The organism is Isoptericola sp. 178 (genome assembly GCF_030586525.1).
Lineage (GTDB): Bacteria > Actinomycetota > Actinomycetes > Actinomycetales > Cellulomonadaceae > Isoptericola > Isoptericola sediminis.
This window is the reverse complement of record NZ_JAUQYN010000001.1, coordinates 872270-898254: the sequence shown is the minus strand read 5'-3', so window position 1 is coordinate 898254 and position 25985 is coordinate 872270. Positions and strand designations below refer to the sequence as shown.

The 25985-nt window shown below is 70.5% G+C and carries 26 protein-coding genes and 2 tRNA genes; 18 read left to right on the top strand and 10 right to left on the bottom strand.

Features of this window, described 5'->3' with window-relative positions:
* Positions 1 to 19 precede the first annotated feature (19 nt).
* On the top strand, positions 20 to 1012 hold the full coding sequence (locus tag Q6349_RS04210) for a D-alanine--D-alanine ligase (RefSeq protein WP_304602988.1): 993 nt from the start codon (positions 20 to 22) through the stop codon (positions 1010 to 1012).
* A gap of 581 nt (positions 1013 to 1593) precedes the next feature.
* Here the strand turns inward: Q6349_RS04210 and Q6349_RS04205 are convergent.
* The 8 genes from Q6349_RS04205 to rpmH form a co-directional block, all read right to left on the bottom strand.
* On the bottom strand, positions 1594 to 2913 hold the full coding sequence (locus Q6349_RS04205; RefSeq protein ID WP_304602987.1) for a ParB/RepB/Spo0J family partition protein: 1320 nt from the start codon (positions 2911 to 2913) through the stop codon (positions 1594 to 1596).
* Positions 2914 to 3024: 111 nt separating this feature from the next.
* Entirely contained in the window at positions 3025 to 3942 is a 918-nt protein-coding gene (locus Q6349_RS04200) for a ParA family protein (protein ID WP_304602986.1), read from the bottom strand.
* A gap of 448 nt (positions 3943 to 4390) precedes the next feature.
* Entirely contained in the window at positions 4391 to 5029 is a 639-nt protein-coding gene (gene rsmG / locus Q6349_RS04195) for a 16S rRNA (guanine(527)-N(7))-methyltransferase RsmG (RefSeq protein ID WP_304602985.1), read from the bottom strand.
* 138 nt (positions 5030 to 5167) lie between these two features.
* Complete coding sequence (locus tag Q6349_RS04190) at positions 5168 to 5689, bottom strand: R3H domain-containing nucleic acid-binding protein (protein WP_171246672.1); 522 nt, start codon at positions 5687 to 5689, stop codon at positions 5168 to 5170.
* Positions 5690 to 5699: 10 nt separating this feature from the next.
* Positions 5700 to 6653 (bottom strand): membrane protein insertase YidC, encoded by a 954-nt coding sequence (yidC, locus tag Q6349_RS04185; RefSeq protein ID WP_304602984.1) that lies wholly within the window; start codon positions 6651 to 6653, stop codon positions 5700 to 5702.
* 48 nt (positions 6654 to 6701) lie between these two features.
* Entirely contained in the window at positions 6702 to 6998 is a 297-nt protein-coding gene (yidD, locus tag Q6349_RS04180) for a membrane protein insertion efficiency factor YidD (RefSeq protein ID WP_171246674.1), read from the bottom strand.
* The gene (gene rnpA, locus Q6349_RS04175; RefSeq protein WP_304602983.1) at positions 6995 to 7354 is read right to left on the bottom strand and encodes a ribonuclease P protein component; all 360 of its coding nucleotides are present in this window, start codon (positions 7352 to 7354) and stop codon (positions 6995 to 6997) included. The genes yidD and rnpA overlap by 4 nt, the downstream gene beginning before the upstream one ends.
* A gap of 3 nt (positions 7355 to 7357) precedes the next feature.
* Positions 7358 to 7495 carry a 50S ribosomal protein L34 gene (gene rpmH, locus Q6349_RS04170; protein ID WP_171246676.1) on the bottom strand — a complete coding sequence of 46 codons (138 nt, stop codon included), beginning with the start codon at positions 7493 to 7495 and terminating at the stop codon, positions 7358 to 7360.
* A 314-nt stretch (positions 7496 to 7809) separates the two neighbouring features.
* Between rpmH and dnaA the strand changes: the two genes are divergently transcribed.
* The 11 genes from dnaA to Q6349_RS04115 all read left to right on the top strand — a co-directional run bounded on the left by dnaA (position 7810) and on the right by Q6349_RS04115 (position 20338).
* On the top strand, positions 7810 to 9240 hold the full coding sequence (gene dnaA, locus Q6349_RS04165; RefSeq protein WP_171246677.1) for a chromosomal replication initiator protein DnaA: 1431 nt from the start codon (positions 7810 to 7812) through the stop codon (positions 9238 to 9240).
* 546 nt (positions 9241 to 9786) lie between these two features.
* Complete coding sequence (dnaN, locus tag Q6349_RS04160; protein WP_304602982.1) at positions 9787 to 10920, top strand: DNA polymerase III subunit beta; 1134 nt, start codon at positions 9787 to 9789, stop codon at positions 10918 to 10920.
* A gap of 111 nt (positions 10921 to 11031) precedes the next feature.
* A complete protein-coding gene (gnd, locus tag Q6349_RS04155) occupies positions 11032 to 11931 on the top strand; it encodes a phosphogluconate dehydrogenase (NAD(+)-dependent, decarboxylating) (RefSeq protein WP_304602981.1) in 900 nt (299 codons plus the stop codon).
* An 18-nt stretch (positions 11932 to 11949) separates the two neighbouring features.
* Positions 11950 to 13125, top strand: coding sequence for a DNA replication/repair protein RecF (recF, locus tag Q6349_RS04150; RefSeq protein WP_304602980.1), 1176 nt, complete (start codon positions 11950 to 11952; stop codon positions 13123 to 13125).
* A gap of 61 nt (positions 13126 to 13186) precedes the next feature.
* Positions 13187 to 13702: a DUF721 domain-containing protein gene (locus Q6349_RS04145; protein ID WP_304603094.1), complete on the top strand. Its 516-nt coding sequence runs from the start codon at positions 13187 to 13189 to the stop codon at positions 13700 to 13702.
* 335 nt (positions 13703 to 14037) lie between these two features.
* Complete coding sequence (gene gyrB, locus Q6349_RS04140) at positions 14038 to 16134, top strand: DNA topoisomerase (ATP-hydrolyzing) subunit B (RefSeq protein WP_304602979.1); 2097 nt, start codon at positions 14038 to 14040, stop codon at positions 16132 to 16134.
* Between the two features lie 97 nt (positions 16135 to 16231).
* Positions 16232 to 18865 (top strand): DNA gyrase subunit A, encoded by a 2634-nt coding sequence (gyrA, locus tag Q6349_RS04135; RefSeq protein WP_370375598.1) that lies wholly within the window; start codon positions 16232 to 16234, stop codon positions 18863 to 18865.
* Positions 18865 to 19917, top strand: coding sequence for a DUF3566 domain-containing protein (locus tag Q6349_RS04130; protein ID WP_304602978.1), 1053 nt, complete (start codon positions 18865 to 18867; stop codon positions 19915 to 19917). The genes gyrA and Q6349_RS04130 overlap by 1 nt, the downstream gene beginning before the upstream one ends.
* 119 nt (positions 19918 to 20036) lie before the next feature.
* Positions 20037 to 20110: transfer RNA gene (locus Q6349_RS04125), tRNA-Ile, on the top strand.
* Positions 20111 to 20136: 26 nt separating this feature from the next.
* Positions 20137 to 20256 (top strand): DLW-39 family protein, encoded by a 120-nt coding sequence (locus Q6349_RS04120; protein ID WP_304602977.1) that lies wholly within the window; start codon positions 20137 to 20139, stop codon positions 20254 to 20256.
* A gap of 9 nt (positions 20257 to 20265) precedes the next feature.
* Positions 20266 to 20338, top strand: a tRNA-Ala gene (locus Q6349_RS04115).
* Between the two features lie 73 nt (positions 20339 to 20411).
* Here Q6349_RS04115 and Q6349_RS04110 read toward each other — a convergent pair.
* Positions 20412 to 21341: a hypothetical protein gene (locus tag Q6349_RS04110; RefSeq protein ID WP_304602976.1), complete on the bottom strand. Its 930-nt coding sequence runs from the start codon at positions 21339 to 21341 to the stop codon at positions 20412 to 20414.
* An 89-nt stretch (positions 21342 to 21430) separates the two neighbouring features.
* Here Q6349_RS04110 and Q6349_RS04105 point away from each other — a divergent pair, with 89 nt between their 5' ends.
* Positions 21431 to 21970, top strand: a complete 540-nt coding sequence (locus Q6349_RS04105; RefSeq protein WP_304602975.1) for a peptidylprolyl isomerase — start codon at positions 21431 to 21433, stop codon at positions 21968 to 21970.
* Between the two features lie 86 nt (positions 21971 to 22056).
* The gene (locus Q6349_RS04100; RefSeq protein ID WP_370375597.1) at positions 22057 to 22881 is read left to right on the top strand and encodes a rhomboid family intramembrane serine protease; all 825 of its coding nucleotides are present in this window, start codon (positions 22057 to 22059) and stop codon (positions 22879 to 22881) included.
* Between the two features lie 85 nt (positions 22882 to 22966).
* Here Q6349_RS04100 and Q6349_RS04095 read toward each other — a convergent pair whose 3' ends face one another.
* On the bottom strand, positions 22967 to 23224 hold the full coding sequence (locus tag Q6349_RS04095; protein ID WP_304602974.1) for a cell division protein CrgA: 258 nt from the start codon (positions 23222 to 23224) through the stop codon (positions 22967 to 22969).
* A 129-nt stretch (positions 23225 to 23353) separates the two neighbouring features.
* On the opposite strand from Q6349_RS04095, the gene Q6349_RS04090 reads away from it, so the two are divergent.
* From Q6349_RS04090 to Q6349_RS04075, 4 genes are read left to right on the top strand one after another with little or no spacing between them, the layout of a single operon-like run.
* The gene (locus Q6349_RS04090) at positions 23354 to 24085 is read left to right on the top strand and encodes a DUF881 domain-containing protein (RefSeq protein WP_304602973.1); all 732 of its coding nucleotides are present in this window, start codon (positions 23354 to 23356) and stop codon (positions 24083 to 24085) included.
* Positions 24082 to 24903 carry a class E sortase gene (locus tag Q6349_RS04085; RefSeq protein ID WP_304602972.1) on the top strand — a complete coding sequence of 274 codons (822 nt, stop codon included), beginning with the start codon at positions 24082 to 24084 and terminating at the stop codon, positions 24901 to 24903. The genes Q6349_RS04090 and Q6349_RS04085 overlap by 4 nt, the downstream gene beginning before the upstream one ends.
* Positions 24900 to 25070, top strand: coding sequence for a hypothetical protein (locus Q6349_RS04080; RefSeq protein ID WP_278237581.1), 171 nt, complete (start codon positions 24900 to 24902; stop codon positions 25068 to 25070). Before Q6349_RS04085 ends, Q6349_RS04080 begins: the two co-directional genes overlap by 4 nt.
* Positions 25067 to 25720: an aminodeoxychorismate/anthranilate synthase component II gene (locus Q6349_RS04075; protein ID WP_171246688.1), complete on the top strand. Its 654-nt coding sequence runs from the start codon at positions 25067 to 25069 to the stop codon at positions 25718 to 25720. The genes Q6349_RS04080 and Q6349_RS04075 overlap by 4 nt, the downstream gene beginning before the upstream one ends.
* Positions 25721 to 25985 lie beyond the last annotated feature (265 nt).

Genomic DNA, 25985 nt, shown 5'->3' with positions numbered 1-25985 from the left:
CTCTGAGGTGACCACTCGCATGACTGCCCCCGCGCCCGACGCCGCCACCACGACCATGTCGTCCGGAAGTGTCGGACCTGTCGTGATTCTCGCCGGCGGGCTCTCCCACGAGCGCGACGTCTCGGTCCGGTCGGGCCGCCGCGTCGCCGAAGCCCTGCGGGAGGCCGGCGTCGAGGTCCAGGTGCACGACGTCGACGCCGACCTGCTGCGCTTCCTGCGGGAGACCGAACCGGCGCTGGTGTGGCCCGTGCTGCACGGTGCGAGCGGTGAGGACGGGTCGCTCCAGGACGTGCTCGCCCTGGTCGGGGTACCCACGGTCGGCACGGGACCTCGCCGCAGCCGCCAGGCATGGAGCAAGCCGGTCGCCAAGGCCGAGCTGCTCCAGGGCGGCATCAGCACCCCCGACTACGTCACCCTGCCCCAGGCGCTCTTCCGCGACCTCGGCGCGCAGACGATCCTCGACATGATCGTCGAACGTCTGGGTCTCCCGCTCGTGGTCAAGCCCGTGCAGGGCGGCTCAGCACTCGGCGTCACTCGCGTGGACGAGGCGTCGCAGTTCCCGCGCGCGATGGTGGACTGCTTCTCCTACGGCGACACCGCCCTCATCGAGCGGGCCGTGGACGGGATCGAGGTGGCGGTGTCGGTGATCGACGGTCCGGACGGCCTCGAAGCGCTCCCGGCGGTCGAGATCGTCACCAGCGGGTCCTACGACTACGACGCCCGCTACAACCCGGGCCCCGTCGAGTACTTCACCCCCGCACGACTCGACGCCGAGGCCAGTGCCCGGGTCGCCGACGTCGCGCTCCGGGCGCACGAGATCCTCGGGCTCAAGCACCTGTCGCGGACCGACATCATCCTCGATGCGGACGGCACACCCCACGTGCTCGAGGTCAACGTCTCCCCCGGCCTCACCGAGACCTCGTTGCTTCCCCAGGCGGCCGCGGCCGCCGGCTACGAGCTGCCGACCCTCTACCGGCGCATCGTCGAGCACGCTCTGGCTCCGACGCACTGAGTGCGGGCGGCCGGCGGTGGGCGGTCGCGTTTGCACGCCGCTGACCGGCGGGTGCTGATCGGCGGTCGTTGGCCTCTCGCCTCTGGCGTCTGGCCTCTGGCCTCTGGCCTCGTGGCATGTTCCACGTGGAACGAGCGCGGCCCCGGATCTGCCGAGGGACGGGCCCATACCCTCCTGCCGCTGCCGCGTCGGCCGACGCGGTCGGGCGCGGCGACCTCGTGGTGCCGCCTTCCCTCTTCACACGCCACGTCCGGCGGCTTCTCCGTTCCTCGCCGCATCGCTCACCGGGGTGGCGCTCCGCATCGTCGACGGCACGGCGTTTCACGTGAAACGGCCTGCCCGCCACACACTCCTGCCTCCACCGCCCCCTACCGGGCGTGAGGCCCGGTGACAAACCCTTCCCCCACCTCCGGAGGACTGCGAGGTGGGCGCATCCCGGCGCGGCGACGGAGTGCCGTCGAGGCCCGGGGAGTCAGGACGCGAGGCTGATGCCGCGGGACGCGAGAGCGCGGATGGGTGGACACACCAAGGCCCGGGTGCCGTTTCACGTGAAACGGCACCCGGGCCTGAGTTCTGCTCGCCTACTCCGACGGTTTGAGCACCCCGGGGTCCTCCGGCGCCATGACTTCCAAGATGCGGTTGAGGTCTTCGACCGAGGCGAACTCGACCGTCATCCGGCCCTTCGTCTTGCCGAGGTTGACCTTCACGCGGGTCTCGAACCGGTCGGACAACCGGGAGGACAACTCGTCCATCGCTTCGACCCGCTGCCCGGCCCGAGGCTTCCTGCGACGGGGCGACTCGTCGTCCCCGGACTGCTTGAGGGTGACGATCTCCTCGGTCGCACGGACCGAGAGACCCTCGGAGACGATCCGTTGTGCCAGGCGCTCGATCTCGGCGCCATCAGACAGGCCGAGGAGTGCCCGGGCATGGCCGGCCGACAACACGCCCGAGGCGACACGTCGCTGGACGAGCGGCGGGAGACGCAGGAGCCGCAGGGTGTTGGAGATCTGCGGCCGGGACCGAGCGATCCGAGCCGCGAGCTCGTCATGCGTGCAACCGAAGTCGTCGAGGAGCTGACGATAGGCCGCGGCTTCCTCCAGCGGGTTGAGGGCGGCCCGGTGAAGGTTCTCCAGCAGTGCATCTCGCAGCATCTGGGAGTTCTCGGTCTGACGCACGATGGCGGGGATGGTCTCGAGCCCCGCCTGTTCCGCTGCGCGCCACCGCCGCTCACCCATGATCAGCTCGAAGCCGCCCGCGATCTCCGGATGAGGACGCACGACGACCGGCTGCAGGACACCGATCTCGCGGATCGAGTCGACGAGCTCGTCGAGCTCCCCCTCGTCGAAGACCGTCCGCGGCTGTCGTGCGTTCGGGCGGATCGCCCGCAGGGGAACCTCGGCGAACCGTGCTCCCGGCACCGGGAGCAGTCCGTCTCCGTCGGCGGCCCGATCCGACGGAACCGTGGCCGACCGCTCGCGGTCCCCGGAGTCGGTCAGGACCGCCGACGCAGGATCATCCGAGGCGTCGTGCTCCGAGACGGCGAATGCCGGGGTACGGAGCGTCGCCGAGTCCACCGCACCGTCCCGCCCCGGGGCGCCGATCGTCTCCCCCGACCAGGCGGCGTCTGCCTCGGGAGCGCTCGTCACCGATCGTGCCGACGACGCGTTGATCGACAGTCGGCCACCGGCGATCGCGGAGTCCCACGAAGCCGAGCGACGCCCCGACCGGGCACCTCCCCCCTCCTCGGGGTCCGCAGCACTCTCGGCGGACGTCGTGAGGACGTTGGTGTTCCCGCTCTCCTCCGCACCGGCGAAGAAGACGTCGGTCGGCTTCTCCGGGGCGGGGCCCTGGGGAATGAGGGCACCGAGTCCGCGGCCTAGTCCGCGCTTCTTCTGGCTCATGCTCCACCAGCCTCCTGGTCGTGAACGGGGCGAGTCGGTCCGTCCGCACCGCGTCCTTGCGGCATCGTGCACACGAGGTCACTCACCCTGACTCCTCCGATCGTACGCGCGTCATCGCAGGTCAGCGCGTTGGACCGCGTGCTCGGCCATCTCCCGGGCGGCCTCCAGGTACGCCAGCGCACCCGTCGAACCCGGGTCGTACGTCATGACCGTCTGCCCGTGAGACGGGGCCTCGGAGATCCGCACGGACCGCGGCACGGTCGTCCGGAGGGTCTGGTCCGGGAAGTGGGTCCGCACCTCGGCGGCCACCTGCTGGGCCAGATTGGTCCGACCGTCGTACATCGTCAACAGGATCGTCGAGACGATGAGGTCCCGGTTGAGATGGGACTTGATGAGCTCGATCGTCTTCAGCAGCTGACTGAGACCCTCGAGTGCGTAGTACTCGCACTGGATCGGGATGAGGACCTCGCGAGCGGTGACGAATGCGTTGACGGTCAACAGGCCGAGGCTGGGCGGGCAGTCGACGAACACGTAGTCGATGGGCTCCTCGCCCCGCGCCTCCCGCTCGTCCAGGTAGGTGTCGAGCGCCTTGCGCAAACGGGTCTCCCGGGAGACCAGCGACACGAGCTCGATCTCCGCGCCCGAGAGGTCGATGGTGGCGGGCACGCCCCAGAGGCCGGGAACTTCTGGGCACTCCTGCACGGTGCTCGACAGCGGCGCCTCGTCCACGAGCACCTCGTAGATGGACGGTGTGCCGGCCCTGTGCTCGAGCCCGAGAGCGGTCGACGCGTTGCCCTGGGGGTCGTTGTCGATGACGAGCACCTTGAGCCCGGCCCGCGCGAGACCGGCGGCCAGATTCACCGTCGTCGTGGTCTTGCCCACGCCGCCCTTCTGATTGGCCACCGTCAGGATCCGGGTGTGCGCGGGGCGGGGGAACCGACGCCCGTCGAGCTCGATCCGGCGACGGGCGTCGAGTGCGAGCTGGGCAGCGAGCGGGGTGCTGTCGTCCACCTCCGGCACCGAGTCCATCAGCGCCTCACGGTGATCCTCCGGATGCGGCCCGCTGAGGTCGTCGCCGACCCACGACGCCGACCAGGTTTCACGTGAATCGGAGCCGTCCGCGTCACCCGACGCAGATCCGTCTCGACCGTCCTCCGACGGGTGGTGCGGCCGATCGCTGCTCATGTTCACGGGTCGATCCTCCAGGTCGCGTCGGCGTTGACCAGTGCCGCGAACACTCTACGGCCTCGCGCCCCCCGGCGCGGCCCTGACACCCCCGTGCACCGCGGTCGGCTGCCACCGCATCCATCGGCGCGAGAGCGTGCGGACGCAGGCCCTTCGCCCGCAACCTGGGCGTGCTCGGTTTCACGTGAAACGTGGACCGTGCTCCCGGGTCATGGTCCCGCATGTGCCGGACGGCACACCGGCATCGGGACGCGCACTGGACCACGCGGCGCCCGTGCCGCGGTGATGACACTCAGCGGCGACGGATACGGACGACCGTGGTCGGTTCGGCCCCCTCGACCGTCCGACCCTCGAGGATCTCGGGCTCGGATGCCTTGAACTTCCGCAGAACCTTCCGCGCCGGCTCGATCTCCCGCTCGACGCTCCGGCCCTTGAGGACCACCATCTCCCCGCCCGGGCGCACGAGGGGCAGGGACAGCCGCGCCAGCTTCGACAGGGCAGCGACGGCGCGGGAGGTCACAGCATCCACCTCGAACGCGCCGTCGTACTCCTCCGCACGCCCGTGCTTGACCACGACGTTCTCGAGCCCGAGGTCCTGCGACACCTCGGTCAGCCACGTCGTGCGGCGTTCCATGGGTTCGACCAGGAAGACCTCGGCATCCGGCCGCATGATCGCGACGACGATGCCGGGCAGGCCCGCCCCGGAGCCGATGTCCGCGACGGTCGACGCCGAGGACAGGAAGGGCACCACGGCCGCGGAGTTCAGGATGTGTCGCTCCCACAGCCGGTCGACCTCACGCGGTCCGATCAGACCGCGCAGCTCGCCCTCGTCGCGCAGGCGCCGCGCGTACTCCGCCACGACCTCGTATCGATCTCCGAAGTAGTCACGCACCGCAGCTCCGGTACCCAGCACCTCGTCGCCATCTGTCATGTCGCCCATCCTGGCACCTTCCGCTCACCTGACGATTCCGGGGCGCCTCGCGCCCCGGCCCGGCGGCGCCCCGCCCACCGGGTCCGGACACGACGAGAGCCCGTCGTTTCACGTGAAACGACGGGCTCTCGTCACCGATCACGAGGAGGCCGACGCCTCCGGGTGCACCACGACGTGGCGCTGGGGATCAGCGCCGGCCGAGTCGCTCACCAGCCCCGCGGCCGCCACGGCGTCGTGGACGACCTTCCGTTCGAACGCGTTCATGGGCTCCAGCGAGAGCGCCTCCCCCGACCGGCGCACCTGCTGGATCGCTTCCTCCGCCCGTCGCTCGAGCTGGCCCCGGCGGCCGGCGCGGAACCCGGCGATGTCCAGCATCAACCGGCTGCGCTCCCCCGTCCGGGCCTGCACCGCGAGGCGGGTCAGGTCCTGCAGGGCGTCCAGCACCGCACCGTCGCCGCCGACCAGCACCTCGAGCGACTCGGGGCCGTCGTCCGAGACGACCTCGACGATCGCGCGGTCGTGCTTGATGTCCAGATCGATGTCACCGTCCAGGTCGACGATGTCGAGGAACTCCTCGAGGTAGTCGGCCGCGATCTCGCCCTCCTCCTCGAGACGGGTGACGAGATCGGAGGAGCCCTCGGGCGTCGTGTCCGTGGTCATCGCGCAGACCTCACTTCTTCCTCTTCTTCTTCTGGCGGCTCTTGCTCACCGGCTGCTGGCGCTGGCCCTGCGGCTTCGGCGGCTCGGGGGTCTTCTCCTCCTCCGGGAGGATCCCCTTCTTCGCCGCCTTGGCCGCGCGCTTCTCCTTGAGCAGACGCTCCGCCTCCGAACCCGGGGCCGGCATGCGCTTGATCGTGTAGAACTGCTGACCCATCGACCACAGGTTCGTCGTGGTCCAGTAGATCAGCACACCCACGGGGAAGTTGACGCCGGAGATCAGGAAGATCAGCGGCAGCATGTAGAGCAGGATCTTCTGCGTGTTCGCCATCGGCCCCTCGAGCGCGGCCTTCGGCATGTTCTTCATCGTCAGCTGGCGCTGCGTGAAGAACGTGGTCGCGCTCATCGCCACGATGAGGAACAGGATGACGAGGCGGACGCCCCAGTCGTCCGTCTGCAGGAAGACGTCCGAGAGCTTCGCGCCGAAGAGGGCGGAGTTCTCAATGTCGGCGGCGACCGGCTGGTCGATCGGACCGATGGGGTCCTGCGTGCCGGCAGCGATGTTGCCCAGGTTGTAGAGCAGGCGGAACAGCGCGAAGAAGATCGGCGACTGCAGCAGGATCGGCATGCACGACGCCATCGGGTTGGTGCCGTGCTTGCGGTAGAGCTCCATCGTCTCGCGACCCATGGCCTCACGCGACGAGGGGTCGGTCTTGCCCTTGTACTTCTTCTGGATGGCCTGCAGCTCCGGCTGCATCATCTGCATCCCGCGGGACGCCTTGATCTGCTTGAAGAACAGCGGGATCAGCAGGATCCGGATGACGATCACCAGGGCGACGATGGATAGGACCCAGGCGAAGCTCGGTCCCGGCTGCATGCCCAGAGCCATGAACATCTGGTGCGACCCGTACATGATCCAGGCCACGACCCATTGGATGGGGTACAGGATGGTGTCGAAAAACCCCATATGTCTCCTCTGTCGAAAAGCGGCTCCGGGCGGCGCGCTCCCGGGATGTCAGTGCGTGTGGGCGCCGCGGTGCTCGTGCTCACGAGCAGGCGGCACGTCGTCGACGCCGCCCAGGCTCCACGGGTTGCACCGCAGAATCCTCCACAGGGCCATCCCGGTGCCGCGCAACGGCCCGTGGCGCCGGAGCGCCACCACCGCGTACTGCGAGCAGGAGGGGTAGTACTTGCAGGTCGGTCCCGTCCACGGTGACACGACCGCCTGGTAGACGCGGATCGCTCCGACGAGTACCGCGGTGGGCAGCGTGCGGATCAGCTCACGGCTCCGGGACAGCACGGTGCTGCTCATCGCACCGGCTCCTCGAGGCGTCGGAGGACCGTGGACGTCGCGCTCATGACGTCCCGCTCGAGGCGGGCGTACTCAGCCGTCGCGGCGCGCGGCAGCGCCCGCAGGACGACGAGCGAGTCCTCCGGGACGCGCGAGAGCTGACCGGCGGCGATGCTGCGCAGCCGGCGCTTGACGAGGTTGCGACGAACCGCATTGCCCACAGCCTTGGACACGACAAGACCGACCAGCGGTCCCCCGCCCCTCTCCGGATCCCGGGAGAGGTGGACGACCACGGTCGATCGGCCTGCGCGCGCGCCGCGGCGCACCGCCCGTTCGAAGTCGACGGAACGGCGCATGCGGTGCGCCGCGGGAAGCATGGCTCAGGCGGAGAGCTGCGCGCGGCCCTTGCGGCGGCGGTTGCCCAGGATGCTGCGGCCGGCGCGGGTGCGCATGCGCAGACGGAAGCCGTGGGTCTTCGCGCGACGGCGGTTGTTCGGCTGGAAGGTCCGCTTGCTCACGAGGTACTCCAAGAAACGTCGGGGAGGTACACCGTCAGTTCCTCGACGATGTCGGTCAGGTTGCAGGTCAACACCTGCCGAGGCAGTGTGTCGACCGAGCCGACCCGAGGCTCGCGCCCGGAAGAAGGCGCGCAAAAGTACCTGGAACGGCTGTCCGACGTTACGCCGTCCGACACCGTCAGGTCAACTGCTCCCGACGTGACGACGGCGACACGGACGGACGGTCCGGCCTCATCGTCCACACCGATGTCCACAGGCTCCACAGGGTGTGGAAAACTATGTGGACACCGCTCGCGAACAGTCCGGAGGACACCGTGCCACAGCCCGACGAGAACATCACCGACGTCTGGAACCAGACGTTGGCGACCCTCGAGGCACGGCCCGACATGAGTGCACGCCAGCTCGCGTTCATCAAGCTGGCCAAGCCCATGGCGATCCTCGACGACACCGTGTTCATCGCGGTGCCGCACGAGCAGACGCGCACGTACCTCGAGACGAGCGTGCGCGACCAGCTGGTCTCGGCCATGTCGGCGACCCTCGGACGCGACACCCGTTTCGGGATCACGGTCGACCCCGAGCTGAGCCACGAGGCCCTCACGGGCCCGGCGCAGGACTACACGCCGCCCCCGAGCATGGAGGAACCCGAGCGGACGACGCCGGGCCCTCCCCCGGGCCGGCTGCCGGACGAGCGCCCGGCGGACAGCGAACCCACGCGGCTGAACCCGAAGTACATCTTCGAGTCCTTCGTCATCGGCTCCTCCAACCGCTTCGCCCACGCCGCGGCCGTCGCGGTCGCCGAGGCACCCGCCAAGGCCTACAACCCCCTGTTCATCTACGGCGACTCGGGGCTCGGCAAGACGCACCTGCTGCACGCCATCGGGCACTACGCGAACAACCTCTACCCGCACGTGCGGGTGCGGTACGTGAACTCCGAGGAGTTCACGAACGACTTCATCAACTCCATCGGTGAGGGCCGGACCGGTGCCTTCCAGCGCAGGTACCGGGACGTCGACGTCCTGCTCATCGACGACATCCAGTTCCTGCAGGGCAAGGAACAGACGATGGAGGAGTTCTTCCACACCTTCAACGCGCTCCACAACGCCGACAAGCAGGTCGTCATCACGTCCGACGTCCCGCCCAAGCAGCTCGACGGTTTCGAGGACCGGCTGCGGTCCCGGTTCGAGTGGGGCCTGATCACCGACGTCCAGCCGCCGGACCTCGAGACGCGGATCGCGATCCTGCGCAAGAAGGCCGCGAGCGAACGCCTGGACGTGCCGGCCGACGTCCTCAGCTACATCGGTTCGCGCATCTCCACCAACATCCGTGAGCTCGAGGGCGCGCTGATCCGGGTGACCGCCTTCGCGAACCTCAACAAGCAGCAGGTCGACCTCGCCCTGGCCGAGATCGTCCTCAAGGACCTCATCACCGACGACGACCAGGCCACCGAGATCACCCCGGCCGTCGTCATCGCCCAGACCGCCGCCTACTTCGGCCTGACGATCGACGACCTGTGCGGGTCGTCCCGGTCCCGGGTCCTCGTGACGGCCCGGCAGATCGCCATGTACCTGTGCCGTGAGCTGACCGACCTCTCCCTGCCGAAGATCGGCCAGCAGTTCGGCGGCCGCGACCACACCACGGTCATGCACGCGAACAAGAAGATCGCCGGTCAGATGGCCGAGCGCCGGTCGACCTACAACCAGGTCACCGAGCTCACGAGCCGCATCAAGCAGCAGCACCGCGGCTGAACCCACCTCTCCACAGGCCTGTGGACAGCTGTGGACAACGGCCGTGCACAGGGTTGCCCACAGGCACTGCCCCGGGACGACGGGATCCTCACCCGCGTCGTCCCCATGCTGTGGACCCGCGTGGTGGACAACTCGGCCCCGGTCCGACCAGCGCCGCAGCACGCCTGTGGACTCTGCTGTGGACGCCTGTGGAACACGCCGTCAGCGCGGTGGACGAACACCCTTCCGTCGGTGGACGCCTGTGGGGAAAGAATCCGCCGTCCCCAGGCGACCCCGGTTGCCCACAGGTTCGCCCCCAGCCGTCTCCACACGGCTGCAAGCGCCCTGACCTGCGGCAACGGCGTTCGTCAACAGAATCCACAAGCCCTATGACGACGATGAACGTGTTCTCTCTGCAGATGACCCCTCCGCCTTCATGGGCCGGACGACCCCTTGCTGGTGAGCGGACCGGAGCGGCCGCGGCACGGTAGTGTTTGGCCACGGGCGGTTCGGTCCCCACCAGCCGAGACCTCCGCCCCCACCCGCACGAGAGCCCCGAGGAGTGGGATGAAGTTCCGCGTCGAGCGCGACGTCCTGGCCGAGGCCGTGACCTGGACGGCCCGCACCCTGCCCACGCGGCCGCCCGCACCCGTGCTCGCCGGTGTGCGCATCGAGGCGGACGCCGCCGGCTCCATCGTGCTGGCGAGCTTCGACTACGAGGTCTCCGCCCGTTCCGAGATCGCGGCCGAGGTGTCCGAACCGGGCACCGTGCTGGTCTCCGGCCGACTCCTCGCCGAGATCTCCCGCGCGCTGCCGAGCAAGCCGGTCGACGTGACGGTCGAGGGCAACAAGGTGGTCCTGACCTGCGGGGCCTCGCGCTTCACGCTGCTGACCATGCCGGTCGAGGACTACCCGGCCCTGCCCGCCATGCCCGAGCTGAGCGGCACCGTCGCGGGCGACGCCCTCACGCACGCCGTCGCTCAGGTCAGCGTCGCGGCGAGCCGGGACGACACGCTGCCGCTGCTCACGGGTGTGCGCATGGAGATCGAGGGTGAGCGCATCACGCTGCTCGCCACCGACCGGTACCGTCTGGCGCTGCGCGAGCTCACCTGGACCCCCGCGACCCCCGGGTTCAGCGCCGTCGCGCTGGTCCGGGCGCGGACCCTCAACGACGTCGCCAAGTCGCTCGGTTCCGGCGGCGGCCTCGTCAACGTCGGGCTGTCCACCGGCGAGGGCGTCGACCTGATCGGGTTCGAGGCCGGCGGCCGGCACACCACCTCCCAGCTCGTGGACGGCGACTACCCCGCGGTGCGCCGGCTCTTCCCCGACGCCACCCCGATCCACGCGGTGGTCCCCACCCAGGCGCTCATCGACGCCGCCAAGCGCGTCTCCCTGGTGGCGGAGCGCAACACCCCGATCCGGCTGGCCTTCTCGGAGGGCCAGGTGGTGCTCGACGCCGGCCAGGGCGACGACGCGCAGGCGTCCGAGGCGTTGGAGGCCGTCCTGGTCGGCGAGGACATCCAGGTGGCGTTCAACCCGCAGTTCCTCCTCGACGGGCTCGGAGCGCTCGGCACGGACTTCGTGCGGATGTCGTTCACGCACCCGAACAAGCCGGTGGAGTTCACCGGGCAGGAGTCGCTGGACGGCGAGGACTCGTCCGAGTACCGGTACCTCCTGGTACCCATCCGGTTCTCCTCCTGACGACCGGGCCGGCGCCACCGGCCCGGTAGCCGCCCGCCCGGTCCGGCTTCCCGCGCGTCCGCGCGCCCCACCACGTACGCTCGCAGCGACGCACTTCCGGAGGTTTTCCACATGGTCACCCACATGGGTCTCGTCGGTCTGGGCAAGATGGGCGCCAACATGCGCGAACGGCTGCGCCGCGCCGGGATCGAGGTGACCGGGTTCGACCCCCGGCCCGAGGTGTCCGACGTCGAGTCGCTCGCCGCGCTGGTCGACGCGCTGCCCGGTCCGCGGCGCGTGGTGTGGGTGATGGTGCCGGCCGGCGACCCCACCCGCGACGTCCTCGGCGAGCTGGCGGGACTCCTGGGCGAGGGCGACGTCGTCGTCGAGGGTGGCAACTCGCACTACGCCGAGGACCAGGCACGGGCGGCCGAGCTCGCCGAGCGTGGCGTCGGGTACGTCGACGTCGGCGTCTCCGGCGGCGTCTGGGGTCTGGAGAACGGCTACGGCCTGATGTGCGGCGGCGACGACGACGACGTCGCCGAGCTCATGCCCGTCTTCGACGCCCTGCGTCCCGAGGGACCGCGGGAGGAAGGCTTCGTGCACGCGGGGCCGGTGGGAGCCGGCCACTACGCCAAGATGGTCCACAACGGGATCGAGTACGGCCTGATGCAGGCCTACGCCGAGGGCTACGAGCTGCTGGCGGCCAAGAAGGGCCTGATCACCGACGTGCACGGCACGATGCGCGCCTGGCAGCGCGGCACCGTCGTCCGCTCCTGGCTGCTGGACCTCATGGTCCGCGCGCTGGAGCACGACCCCCGGTTCGAGGCCATCGACGACTGGGTGGAGGACTCCGGCGAGGGTCGGTGGACCGTCGACGAGGCGATCGACAACGCCGTGCCGCTGCCCGTGATCTCGGCGGCGCTGTTCGCGCGGTTCTCCTCGCGCCAGCCCGAGTCGCCCGCGATGAAGTCCGTCGCCGCGCTGCGTCAGCAGTTCGGCGGGCACGCGGTCAGACCGTCCGCCGAGTAGTCCCGCCACACTGGAGTCATGTACGTCTCGCACCTCTCCCTCCTCGACTTCCGGTCCTACGAGACCGTCGACGTCGAGCTGGAGCCCGGACCGAACGCGTTCGTGGGGCGCAACGGGCGGGGCAAGACGAACCTGGTCGAGGCCGTCGGGTACGTGGCCACGCTGGGCAGCCACCGGGTCCCGAACGACACCCCGCTGATCCGCGCCGGCGCACAGCGTGCCGTGGTGCGCACACGCGTCGTGCGGGGGGACCGCGCCTCGACCGTCGAGCTCGAGATCACCGCCGGCAAGGCCAACCGCGCGCGCATCAACCGCGGTCAGCTCGGTCGTGCCCGCGACGTCCTCGGCATCCTGCGCACGGTGCTGTTCGCCCCGGAGGACCTCGCGCTGGTCAAGGGTGACCCCGAGGGGCGCCGGCGCTTCCTCGACCAGCTCGTGGTCCAGCTCCTGCCCCGCGCGGCCGGGGTCCTCGCCGACTACGAGCGGGTGCTCCGCCAGCGCTCGGCGCTGCTGAAGTCGCTGCGGGGCCACCGCGCCGGCGGGCGGGACGTGGACACCTCCACCCTCGAGGTGTGGGACGGCCGGCTCGCCCAGCTCGGCGGGCAGGTGCTGGCCTGGCGCACGGCGCTCGTGCGTGCCCTGGGGCCGCTGGTGGCGACCGCGTACGAGCAGGTCAGCGATGCGGACAGCGCCGCCGAGCTGGTGTACCGGTCCACGGTGGTGGCGGGCGACGGCGCCCCCGTCCCCGCGGACGAGCTCGAGAAGCTCATGCTCGCCGCGATCGAGGAGCGCCGGGCGGCCGAGATCGACCGGGGCCAGAGCCTCGTGGGCCCGCACCGGGACGACCTGGAGCTCACGCTCGGCGGGCTGCCGGCCAAGGGGTACGCCAGCCACGGGGAGTCGTGGTCGTTCGCCCTGGCGCTGCGGCTCGCCTCGTTCCGGCTCCTGGGCGGGGGTGAGCCGTCGGCGCCCGACGACGTCTTCTGGGACCCGGACCACGGCTCGGACGCCGACCCCGTGCTGATCCTGGACGACGTGTTCGCCGAGCTGGACGTCCGGCGTCGTGAACGGCTCGCGGAGCTCGTGGTCGAGGCCCGTCAGGTGCTGGTCACGGCGGCCGTGCCCGGTGACGTTCCGGAACGACTGCTCGGGGCCCGCTTCGAGGTCGCCGAGGGGCGGGTCGAGCGTGTCTGAGCACGGTCTCGCCCGGGAGCCGGCGGACGACGACGAGCCACGGCCCCGTGATCCGCGGCCGGTGGTCGACCGCACCGACCTCACCCCGCCCTCGGAGGTGGCGCGCGAGGCGCTCAACCGTGCCAAGGCAGCAGCCCGCGCCAAGGGCCTGCGGCCCGGCTCCCCCGCGCGGCGCTCCCCCCTGGCCGAACCACGGAAGGACCAGGGCAAGGGCCCCAACGCGCGCGACCCGCAGCTGATGTCGGACGTCGTGGGGCGGTTGCTGCGGGACAAGGGCTGGACGGCCGAGGTGTCGGTCGGGGGCGTCGTCGGGCGCTGGCGCGAGATCGTCGGCGCCCAGGTGGCCGACCACTGCACGCCCGAGACGTTCGAGGACAAGGTGCTGGTGGTGCGCACCGACTCCACGGCGTGGGCCACGCAGGTGCGGCTGCTCGTGCCGACCCTGCTGCGCCGGCTGGCCGAGGAGGTCGGTGAGGGCGTCGTGGAGCAGGTGACGGTCCTCGGGCCGTCGGGTCCGAGCTTCCGGCGCGGCCGTCGGACGGTGCGCGGACCGGGTCCGGGCGACACCTACGGCTGACCCGGGCGAGCGATGTTGGCCCGAGCAACCACCGATGTGGACAACGCCTGTGGACAACGTGGGGGAACCCACACGCCCAGACACGTGGGACCCGCTATTTCTTGCGCTTTCACGGTAGACTGAGCAGATGTTCCCGGGCCGCCTCCCGGGCTCGTGTCAACGGCGTACGACCGGCCCTCGGGCCGGTCGTCGGCTGCTCGGGTCGTGAGGCTGCCCCGGGACGAACGAGCACCGACCCGCAGCCGGCGCCCCGCGCGTCAATCCTGTGTGCTGCAGCCCGGGCACCACCCGGGTGGCCCTGTCGCGTGCATGGACGACGAGGAGTGCTCCAGCCTGTGGCTCAGCGATCCGACGGCGGCTACGACGCCGGGAACATCACCGTCCTCGAGGGACTCGAGGCCGTCCGCAAGCGACCCGGCATGTACATCGGGTCGACCGGTGAACGCGGTCTGCACCACCTGGTCTACGAGGTCGTGGACAACTCCGTGGACGAGGCCCTGGCCGGCCACGCGGACCGGATCGACGTGACCCTGCTGGCCGACGGCGGGGTGCGCGTCCGGGACAACGGGCGTGGCATCCCGGTGGCCATGCACCCGACCGAGGGGCGGCCCACCGTCGAGGTCGTCATGACGATCCTGCACGCCGGCGGCAAGTTCGGTGGCGGCGGCTACGCCGTCTCCGGCGGTCTGCACGGCGTGGGCATCTCCGTGGTCAACGCGCTGTCCAGCCGCGTGATCACCGAGGTCGAGCGCGACGGCTACGCCTGGCGGCAGGACTTCGCCGACGGCGGTGCGCCGGTGGGCGAGCTGCAGCGTCTGGGCGAGACGGACCGCACCGGCACCACGCAGACGTTCTGGGCCGATGCGTCGATCTTCGAGACGACGGACTACGACTTCGAGACGCTGCGCGCGCGGTTCCAGCAGATGGCGTTCCTCAACAAGGGCCTGCGCATCACGCTGACCGACGAGCGCACCGAGCACGTCTCGGGCCCGGACGAGGTGACCGGCGCGCTCGACTCGCGGGCGGTCGTCGCGGCCCTGGACGGCGAGGGGTCGACCGGGGACGGTGCCGAGACGGCCGGTTCGCCCGACGACGAGGTGCACGACTCCGAGTCCGCGGCGGGTGCCGTGCGCACCGTCACGTACAAGTACGACGGCGGGCTGCGGGACTACGTCGCGCACATCAACACCGCGAAGAAGTCGGACATCATCCACCCCGAGATCATCGACCTCGAGGCCGAGGACACGGACCTCAAGGTCTCGGTCGAGATCGCGATGCAGTGGACGACGGCGTTCAGCGAGTCGGTCCACACGTTCGCGAACACGATCTCCACCACCGAGGGCGGTACCCACGAGGAGGGTTTCCGTGCGGCGCTGACCAGCCTGGTCAACACCTACGCGCGGGACAAGGCCATCCTCAAGGACAAGGACGAGAACCTCACTGGGGACGACATCCGCGAGGGGCTCACCGCCGTCCTCAGCGTCAAGCTCGCCGAGCCCCAGTTCGAGGGCCAGACGAAGACGAAGCTCGGCAACACCGAGGCGAAGACCTTCGTCCAGCGCATCGTGCGGGAGCGCCTGACGGACTGGTTCGACGCGCACCCGAACGAGGGCCGCGACATCATCCGCAAGGCGATCTCCGCCTCCCAGGCGCGCATCGCCGCCCGCAAGGCGCGCGAGGCCACCCGCCGCAAGGGGATCCTCAGCTCCGGCGGCATGCCGGGCAAGCTGAAGGACTGCCAGTCGAACCGTCCCGACGAGTGCGAGATCTACATCGTGGAGGGTGACTCGGCCGGCGGTTCGGCCGTGCGCGGCCGCGACCCGCACCACCAGGCGATCCTGCCGATCCGCGGCAAGATCCTCAACGTCGAGCGGGCGCGCCTGGACAAGGCCCTGTCGAACAACGAGGTCCAGGCGCTCATCACGGCGTTCGGCACCGGCATCGGCGAGGACTTCGACCTGGCCAAGCTGCGGTACCACAAGATCGTGCTCATGGCCGACGCCGACGTCGACGGCCAGCACATCTGCACCCTGCTGCTGACGCTGCTGTTCCGGTACATGCGCCCCCTCATCGAGCACGGGCACGTCTACCTGGCCCAGCCGCCGCTCTACCGGCTCAAGTGGTCCAACGCCCCGCACGAGTACGTCTACTCGGACCGGGAGCGCGACGCGTTCCTCGAGCAGGGCGTGGCGGCCGGCAAGCGGATCCCGAAGGACAACGGCATCCAGCGGTACAAGGGCCTCGGCGAGATGGACTACTCCGAGCTCTGGGACACCACGATGGACCCCGAGCACCGGACGTTGCTGCAGGTCACGATGGACGACGCGGCCGCGGCGGACGAGATCTTCTCGGTGCTCATGGGCGAGGACGTCGAGTCCCGCCGCAGCTTCATCCAGCGCAACGCCAAGGACGTCCGGTTCCTCGACATCTGAGTCGACGACGGCACGTACAGGGCGACGTCTCGTCCTGTACATCGGGTGATCGAGGCAGGACCAGCGCCCCGGCGGCGCAGGAAGGAACAGATTCACGGTGACGGACGAGACTCCCGGCCCGGACATGGCCGAGGGCGCCGACGGCGGTCCCCCGGAGGCCCTGACGGCCATCGCGCACGGACGCATCGAGCAGGTCGACCTGCAGCTCGAGATGCAGCGCAGCTACCTCGACTACGCGATGAGCGTCATCGTCGGGCGTGCCCTGCCCGACGTGCGAGACGGCCTCAAGCCGGTCCACCGGCGGGTGCTGTACGCGATGTACGACGGCGGCTACCGGCCGGACCGCTCGTTCTCCAAGTGCTCGCGCGTCGTCGGCGACGTCATGGGCAAGTACCACCCGCACGGTGACACGGCGATCTACGACGCCCTGGTCCGCCTCGTGCAGGACTGGTCGATGCGTTACCCGCTGGTGGCCGGCCAGGGGAACTTCGGCTCCCCCGGCAACGACCCGGCGGCCGCCCCGCGGTACACCGAGTGCAAGATGGACCCGCTCGCCCTGGAGATGGTGCGGGACATCGAGAAGGACACCGTCGACTTCCAGGACAACTACGACGGCCGCACCCAGGAGCCGACGGTCCTGCCCTCGCGCATCCCGAACCTGCTGGTCAACGGGTCCGCCGGCATCGCCGTCGGCATGGCGACGAACATCCCGCCGCACAACCTGCGGGAGGTCGCCGCGGGCGTGCGGTGGCACCTGGACCACCCCGAGGCTTCGAAGGAGGAGCTGCTCGAGGCGCTGCTCCAGCGCATCAAGGGGCCGGACTTCCCCACCGGCGCCCAGATCCTGGGGACCCAGGGCCTCGAGGAGGCGTACCGCACCGGTCGCGGGTCGATCACGATGCGCGCCGTGGTCAACGTCGAGGAGATCCAGAACCGGATCTGCCTGGTCATCACCGAGCTGCCCTACCAGGTCAATCCGGACAACCTGGCCACGAAGATCGCGGACCTGGTCAACGACGGCAGGATCGCCGGCATCGCCGACATCCGGGACGAGACCTCGGGGCGCACCGGTCAGCGGCTGGTCATCGTGCTCAAGCGCGACGCCGTCGCGAAGGTCGTGCTGAACAACCTGTACAAGCACACCTCGCTGCAGGAGAACTTCAGCGCGAACATGCTCGCGCTCGTCGACGACGTGCCCCGCACCCTGAGCCTCGACGCGTTCGTGCGGCACTGGACGACGCACCAGATCGAGGTCGTGCGGCGCCGGACCGAGTTCCTGCTCCGCGAGGCCCAGGACAAGATCCACATCTACGAGGGCTACCTCAAGGCCCTCGACGCCCTCGACGAGGTCATCGCCCTCATCCGTCGCTCCCCGGACGCCGAGCAGGCACGTTCCGGGCTCATGGACCTGCTCGACATCGACGAGCAGCAGGCGAGCGCGATCCTGGCCCTGCAGCTGCGCCGTCTCGCGGCCCTGGAGCGGCAGCAGATCCTGGAGGAGCACGCCAAGCTGCAGGCGCAGATCGACGACTACCAGGACATCCTGGCCCGGCCCGAGCGGCAGCGGACGATCGTCGCCGACGAGTTGGACGCCGTCGTCGAGCGCTGGGGCGACGAGCGCCGCACGCAGATCCTGCCGTTCGACGGCGACATGTCCATCGAGGACCTCATCCCCGAGGAGGACGTGGTCGTCACGATCACCCGCGGCGGGTACGCCAAGCGCACCCGCACCGACTCCTACCGGGCCCAGCGGCGCGGCGGCAAGGGGATCCGCGGGGCGCAGCTGCGCGAGGACGACATCGTCGACCACTTCTTCGTGACCACGACGCACCACTGGCTGCTGTTCTTCACCGACGCCGGCCGCGTCTACCGCGCCAAGGGGTACGAGATCCCCGAGGGCGCGCGCGACGCCAAGGGCCAGCACGTGGCCAACCTGCTCGCCTTCCAGCCGGGCGAGCAGATCGCCCAGGTCCTGGCGCTGCGGGACTACGACGACGCCGAGTACCTGGTGCTCGCGACCCGGCGCGGACTGGTCAAGAAGACCCGGCTGACCGACTACGACTCCCCGCGCAGCGGCGGACTCATCGCGATCAACCTGCGCACGGACGAGGACGGCACCCCGGACGAGCTCGTCGCGGCACGCCTGGTCGACGCCGACGACGAGCTGATCCTCGTGTCGCGGAAGGGCCAGTCGATCCGCTTCGCGGCCGACGACGACACGCTCCGGCCGATGGGCCGCGCCACCTCCGGCGTGACGGGCATGAAGTTCCGGACGGGCGACGAGCTGCTCGCGGCCGACGTCGTCGAGCCGGACACCGACCTGTTCGTCGTCACCGAGGGCGGGTTCGCCAAGCGCACCCGGATCGAGGAGTACCGTCTCCAGGGTCGCAATGGCTACGGCATCAAGGTGGCGAACCTCGTCGAGGCGCGCGGCGACCTCGTGGGGGCACTCGTCACCGAACCGGACACCGAGGTGCTGGTGATCATGTCCAAGGGCAAGATCGTCCGCTCCCGGGTCGACGAGGTGAACCAGACGGGGCGCACCACCCAGGGTGTGACCTTCGCAAAGCCGGACAAGGGAGACCGCATCATCGCCGTCGCGCGGAACGTCGAGCGCCGCGAGGAGGCCGAGTCGGTTAGCGTGGAAGGACCGGCCGACGACGTCGAGCCGACGCAGGAGGCGACGGCGGACACGCCGGCGCAGGACGAGACCGGGGACGGGAACATCTGATGGTCAGCCAGAAGACGACGCCGAAGGCGGACACCTCCGCGACCGCACCGGTCGACAGCAGCGAGCCCACGAACGGGTCCGGGACGGCGAAGGAGTCGTCGTCCGCCACCGCCGCGGGGACCTCCGCGACCGCCCCTGACGAGGCCGGCGAGACGTCGGAGTCCTCGACGCCGAACGGTCGCAGCGAGTCCGTCGCCACGAACGGTCGCAGCGATTCCACGGCCGGGGCCGACCGCGCCGAGCCCGCCCAGCCGACCACGCACGGTCAGGCGGCCGACGAGGCCTCGACGTCGGCCACGCCGGCGTCGACGTCCGACCCGGCTCCGACGGCCGGCCGCCCGGCGTCGACCTCGGACCGGCCCGCCGCCGGTCCCGCAGTGGAGACGTCCGACAAGAACGGTGCCGTCAAGGCCGCCGCGGTCGCCCTGGCCGCCGCGCGGACGGCGGCCAAGAAGGTCCAGTCCGCCGCGTCCGCCGCCTCGGCCGGGATGTCCACGTCCGGGTCGCACGACAGCAGCTCCACCGGGTCGTCCGCACCTCCCCCGCCGCCGGGCAGCACGTCCTCGGGACCCCGCCCGGAGATGCACTACTCGGCGGGAGGCGTCCACGGCACCGCGCAGCAGTCGCCGACCGCCGACGGGTCGCCGCAGACCGGCACGCAGCCGTCGGTCGCCGGGCCCGAGGGCCTCGGCAGCCCGCGTCGCGTCCGCCTGTCGGTGTCGAGGATCGACCCCTGGTCGATCATGAAGCTGGCGTTCCTGCTCTCCGTGGCCCTGGGGATCATGACCGTCGTCGCGACCGCCGTCGTCTGGTACTCGCTGAACTCGATCGGGACGTTCGCCACGATCCAGGAGTTCCTCATCTCGACGCTCGGGCCCCAGGCCGTCGACATCACCCAGATCGTCCAGTTCGAGCGCACGCTGTCCCTGGCGACCCTGATCGCCCTGGTCAACGTCGTCCTCTTCACGGCCATCGCGACCATCATGGCGATGCTGTACAACATCACCGCGGCCCTGGTCGGCGGTGTGCACCTCACCCTGACGGACGAGTGACGACCCGTCGCCACCGCGCGACGGACGTCACACCCGGCCGCCCCGGTTCCGGTTTGGGACCGGTGGGGCCGGTACGGTAATGTTCCGTGCTGCACGCCCTCACCGAGGACGTGCCGCGAGGGGCTATAGCTCAGACGGTTAGAGCGCTTCCCTGATAAGGAAGAGGTCGGAGGTTCAAGTCCTCCTAGCCCCACTCCACGGTCGACGAGGAGGTCCGAAGTGAAGAAGATCGTCGTCGCCCTGCTGACCGCGACCGTCGGCTACGTCGTCTGGCGCCGCCTCTCGGAGGACGCCGCGGACCGGGACCTGTGGACCGAGGTCACCGACTCGCTCGACTGACGACCCCCAGGGGCCATGGCGCAATTGGTAGCGCACCTGCTTTGCAAGCAGGGGGTTGGGGGTTCGAGTCCCCCTGGCTCCACCCACGAGACAGCACGAGAGCCCCCGTCCGTCGCGGACGGGGGCTCTCGTCGTCGTCGGGGATCAGCTGACGACTACTCCTTCTTGTCCTCGGCGGGCGATGCCTGGCCCGCGGAGTTCTTCGCGTCCTCGGCAGCCTTCGTCGAGGACCCGGTCTTCGAGGTGGAGCCTGTGGTCCTGTCGGCACCGGTGGCTGCCGCCGCACCCGTCTTCGGGGTGGAGCCGGCGGTCTTGTCGGCACCGGTGGCTGCCGCCGCGCCGGACTTCTCGGCCGTCTCGCCGGTCGCCTCGGTCGCCTTCTGGCGGGACTTGGACGTCCGGGAGGCGGCCTTCTCGCGGGCGTCGGAGACGGCCTCCTTACCCTTGGCCACGGCGGAGCCGGCGGCCTCGCCGACGGCCTCGGCCGCGTCACCGACCGCGTGGCGGGCATCCCGCGCGACACCGTCGAAGTCCGGCGTCCGGGACTGCTCCCACGGCTCGGCCCACGGGTCGTTCTGGGGCTGGGCCCGGCGGTAGAACGCGTAGCCGGCGGCTGCCGCACCGCCCAGCGCGAGGGTCCAGCCGACCGTCTTGCGGCGCTGGGACCGGCGCTGGGCCTTGCGCGCCGACTTCTCGGCGGCCCTGGCCGCCTTCTGCGCGGCCTTGCTGGCCTCGCCGGCGGTCACCGCGGCCCGGGCGGCGGCAGCGTTGAACGCGGTCACGATCTGGGGGAGGTACTCGTCGACGATCTTGTCGTGGGCCGTGTCGACGAGCGGTGCGGCCTTGCCGGCCGCTTCCTCCACGCGGGGTGCGGCAGCCTGGACGCTGTCGTACCACGCCTTCTCCGCGCGTGGCCGCAGCCACTCGACGAAGGCGTCGTATCGGGGTCCGGCCCAGTCCTTGGCCTGACCTGCGGCGTCCTTGGCGCTGTCCGCGGCACGGGTGCCCGCGCCGACGAGCGCGGCCGTGACCTCCGCGGTGGAGTCCTTCACCTTGGCGGGGTCGATCTTGGGAGTCTGCACCATGGCCCCACTCTGCCACCCCTGGTAGAAGGGCGCAGCGTCACACGCGAGGTGACCTCCCCGGGCCCGGTGGTGGTGACATGATGGGTGCCATGTTCGCAACCCTCCACACCACCGCCGGTGACATCCGCCTCGAGCTGCTGCCGAACCACGCGCCGAAGACCGTCGCGAACTTCGTCGGTCTCGCCAAGGGCACCACGCCGTGGACCGACCCGCGCACCGGTGCCGAGCGCACCGAGCCGCTGTACGACGGCGTCATCTTCCACCGCGTCATCGAGAACTTCATGATCCAGGGCGGGGACCCGCTCGGCACCGGGACCGGTGGTCCGGGCTACACCTTCGACGACGAGATCCACCCGGAGCTGTCGTTCGACCGCAAGTACCTGCTCGCCATGGCCAACGCCGGCAAGCGCCGCAACCCGGTGACCGGCGCGGCCGAGGGCACCAACGGTTCGCAGTTCTTCATCACCACCGCCGAGACGCCGTGGCTGAACGGCAAGCACACCATCTTCGGCGAGGTGGCCGACGACGAGTCCCGTGCCGTGGTCGACGCCATCAACACCACCGCGACCCGCCCGGGCGACCGTCCGGTCGAGGACGTCGTCATCCAGAGCGTGACGATCGAGGACTGAAGGGCCCGACCATCAGCACCCCGCCGCTCCCGCCGTCGGGTCCGCCGACGGACGCTCCTCCGGTGTGCCCGCGGCACCCGGACCGCGTGTCCTACGTCCGCTGCCAGCGCTGCGGGCGTCCGGCGTGCCCCGAGTGCCAGCGCCCGGCCGCCGTCGGCGTGCAGTGCGTCGACTGCGTCGCCGAGGCGCAGCGGAACACGCGCAGCGTCCGCACGGTGTTCGGCGGGACGGCGCGGGGCGGTCGGCCGGTCGTCACGCTGACGATCATCGGCCTGTGCGCGGTGAGCTGGATCCTGCAACTCACCACCCAGCAGTTGGATCCCTCATGGACGCAGCGGTGGGCGTTCTCGCCGGCGATCGGCCAGGCGGAGCCGTGGCGGTTCCTCACCGCGGCCTTCCTGCACTCCACGACGCCGCTGCACATCCTGTTCAACATGTACGCGCTGTGGCTCGTGGGGCCGTTCCTCGAGCAGGCGTTCGGCCGGGGCCGGTTCGTCGCCCTCTACGTCCTGGCCGCCGTCGGCGGGCAGGTCGGGGTGCTGCTGCTGGCCGACCCGCTGCAGGAGAGCTGGTACGTCGGCGTGGTCGGTGCCTCGGGCGCCGTCTTCGGCCTCTTCGGTGCCATCATCCCCGTGCTGCGTCGGCTCGGGCGCAACGCGGGGCAGATCGTGGTGCTCATCGCGATCAACATGGCCCTGCCGCTGTTCGTGCCGAACATCGCCTGGCAGGCGCACATCGGCGGGCTCGTGGTCGGTCTCGTCCTCGGCGCCGGGTTCGCCCTGGCGCCGAGGGAGCGGCAGCGCCTCGTGGGCTGGGCGCTGCCGACCGCCGTCGGCGTCGTGCTCGTCGCGGCGGCCGTGTGGAAGTACTCGACCGTGCCCACCGCGGCGGGCCTGCTGGGCCTGTTCTAGCGGCGGTCCTCGCGGTCCCGCGTACCGTCGTCCCCAGGGATATGCACAGGTGTGGAATCACACCCGTGTGATCTGTACAGCAGGGTCACTTCCACCTGGTCGTGAGCGAGAAGCCCGCGATGATGAGGACGAAGCCGACGAGCAGGTTCCAGTTCCCGAGCGCGGGGACGGGCAGACCGAGGTTCTGGCTCGTGAGGTAGTAGGTCACGATCCAGGCGAGCCCGACGAGCATCAGGGTGAGCATCGTCGGGACGAGCCACCGCGGGTTGGCCGAGGCCTTGTGCGGCAGCTGCGGCTCCGCGGCGTCGGACTTCTTGCGGGGCTTCTCGGACTTCTCGGGCACGGATCGGCTCCTGTCAGGACGATGGTGCGGCGTCCCGGGTGAGCACCCGGCACGCCGACGACGGTTCGTCGTCTAGCGTAGTGGTCAACAGCACCGCCCCGGGCACGATCATGACGAAGGAGGCGCTTCGTGTCACAACGAATCCGCTCAGGGATCACCGTCACGGTCGTGCTCGCGCTGTCCGGGGTGCTGTTCACGGTCAGCGCCCAGCTGAACCGGGACGACCAGAGCCGGCACGCCGAGGACCTGTCCGCCGTCGTCGCCGAGGAGGCGGACCGTGTCGACGCGCTCACCGAGCAGGTCGCCGCGCTCGACGCGGAGATCCAGGAGCTGAGCGAGAACGTCCCGGGGGACGTCCCGCGGCGGTCCGCCGACCTGCGGTCCGAGGAGGGCGTCGTCTCCGGTGCATGGCCCGTCGAGGGCCCGGGGATGCGGGTCAGCCTGGAGGACGCCCCGTCGTCGTCGCTGTCCATCGAGAACGTCACCGCCGACGACCTCGTCGTGCACCAGCAGGACGTCCAGCACGTCGTCAACGCCCTGTGGGCCGGCGGCGCCGAGGCCATGACGCTCCAGGGCGAGCGGGTCACGCCGACCAGCGCGTTCCGGTGCTCGGGGAACATCATGCTGCTGCACGGCAAGGTCTTCTCGCCGCCCTACGTCGTCGAGGCCGTGGGTGACCCGGACCAGCTCCAGGCCGCCCTCGACTCCTCCCCCGGCGTGGCGATCTACCGGGACTACGTCGACTGGATCGACCTCGGGTACTCCGCCGAGCAGCTCGACGACATCGAGGTGCCGGCGGCCTCCGGCGGGCAGGACGTGCAGTTCGCGGACGTGCCCGAGGGAACGGACGTGTTCTCGTGAGGCACGCCTCCGGCGCCGATGCCGGACGGCGGGGAGGCCCGCTCAGCGCCCTGGTCGGGTTCGTCGGGGAGCTGCTCATCACGGCGGGGGTCGTCCTCGGCCTCTTCGTCGTCTGGCAGCTGTGGTGGACGGACGTCCAGGCCGAGCGCATCCACAGCCAGGTGCTGGCCGAGCTCGACTGGCCCGAGCCGCCGGCGGCGGAGGTGCCGTCCGGCAACACCGCTGCCGAGGGCCCGGCGGTCGCCTCGGAGCACCGTGGCGAGCCACCCGCCGCCGACGACGCGGCGTTCGCCGAGGTGTTCGCGCAGTTCTACGTGCCCAGGTTCGGCACGGACTACGTCGAGCCGATCGCCGAGGGCATCGACAAGGCCACCGTGCTCGACCGGCTCGGGATCGGTCACTACCCGGACAGCGCCAACCCGGGTGAGCTCGGCAACTTCGCGATGGCGGGCCACCGCACCACCTACGGACGTCCCTTCCACCAGATCGCCGATCTCCGAGAGGGTGACGCCCTCGTCGTGCGAACCCGGGACACCTGGTACGTCTACAAGATGACCTCGTCGCAGATCGTCTGGCCGAACCAGGTCGAGGTCGTCTCCCCGGTCCCCGGCGTGCGGCCGGGCGAACCGTTGCCCGAGCTGACCCAGCGCTTCCTCACGATGACGGCGTGCCACCCGATGTACTCGGCGGCGCAGCGCTACGTCGTGCACGGCGAGCTGGACTACTGGGCGCCGGTGGACGAGGGGGTCCCGGCGGAGCTCCTCGACGCCGGGGTCGAGATCCAGGCCCTGGCCGACGACGACGCGGGGGTGAGATGATGTACGGCCTGTTGTGGCGCGCCCTGCCGGGTCCGGCCTGGTTCCGGGCGCTCCTGCTCCTGGCGCTCTTCGTCGCGGCCGTCTGGGTCTGCTTCGAGTGGGTCTTCCCCTGGTTCTCCGAGTACGTCCCCATCAACGACAACACCGTCGAGGCGCACGCACCATGACCTCCATCCTCGTCGTGGACAACTACGACTCCTTCGTCTACACGATCGTCGGCTACCTGGACCAGCTCGGCGCGCGTACCACCGTGGTGCGCAACGACGCCGTGCCCGAGCCGGATGCCGACGGGCGCTACCGCACCGAGGACGGCACAGCGTTCGACGGCGTGCTGATCTCCCCGGGGCCGGGAACGCCGAAGCAGGCGGGGGCCTCCGAGGACGTCATCCGGGCCTGCGCCCGCTCCACGACGCCGATGCTGGGCGTCTGCCTCGGGCACCAGGCCCTCGCCGAGGTCTACGGCGCCACGGTCTCCCACGCGCCCGAGCTCATGCACGGCAAGACCAGCGAGGTCGAGCACCGGGGAGTCGGCGTGCTGGCCGGCCTGGGTTCGCCCTTCACGGCGACGCGGTACCACTCCCTCGCCGTCGAGCCGCACACGGTGCCGGCCGAGCTCGAGGTCACGGGGGCGACCGCCAGCGGGGTCGTCATGGGTCTCCAGCACCGCGAGCTGCCGTTGCACGGGGTGCAGTTCCACCCGGAGTCGGTGCTGACCGAGGGGGGTCACCGGCTCCTCGCCAACTGGCTGGCCGTGTGCGGCGACGCCGGTGCCGTGGAGCGGTCAGCCGGCATGGCACCGCTCGTGCACGCCGCCTGATCAGCCCACGGGCCGGCCGGGCCAGGACCCTGCGCGTCAAGACCAAGGCCGCCGAGTCAGGCCGATCCTCGCCGAGTCAGGACGAACTCTGTGGAGTCAGGACGTGCGTGGCACGGTCAGGGCCGGCATGGCCTGATCTCGTCGGGGAACCCGGCTGATGCCCGCGCCCTGACTCGATCGAGGTCGTCCTGACTCGCGGCAGGAATGTACTGACTCGCGGCAGGAACGCCCTGACTCGACAGGAGTTGTCCTGAGTCGACAGAAG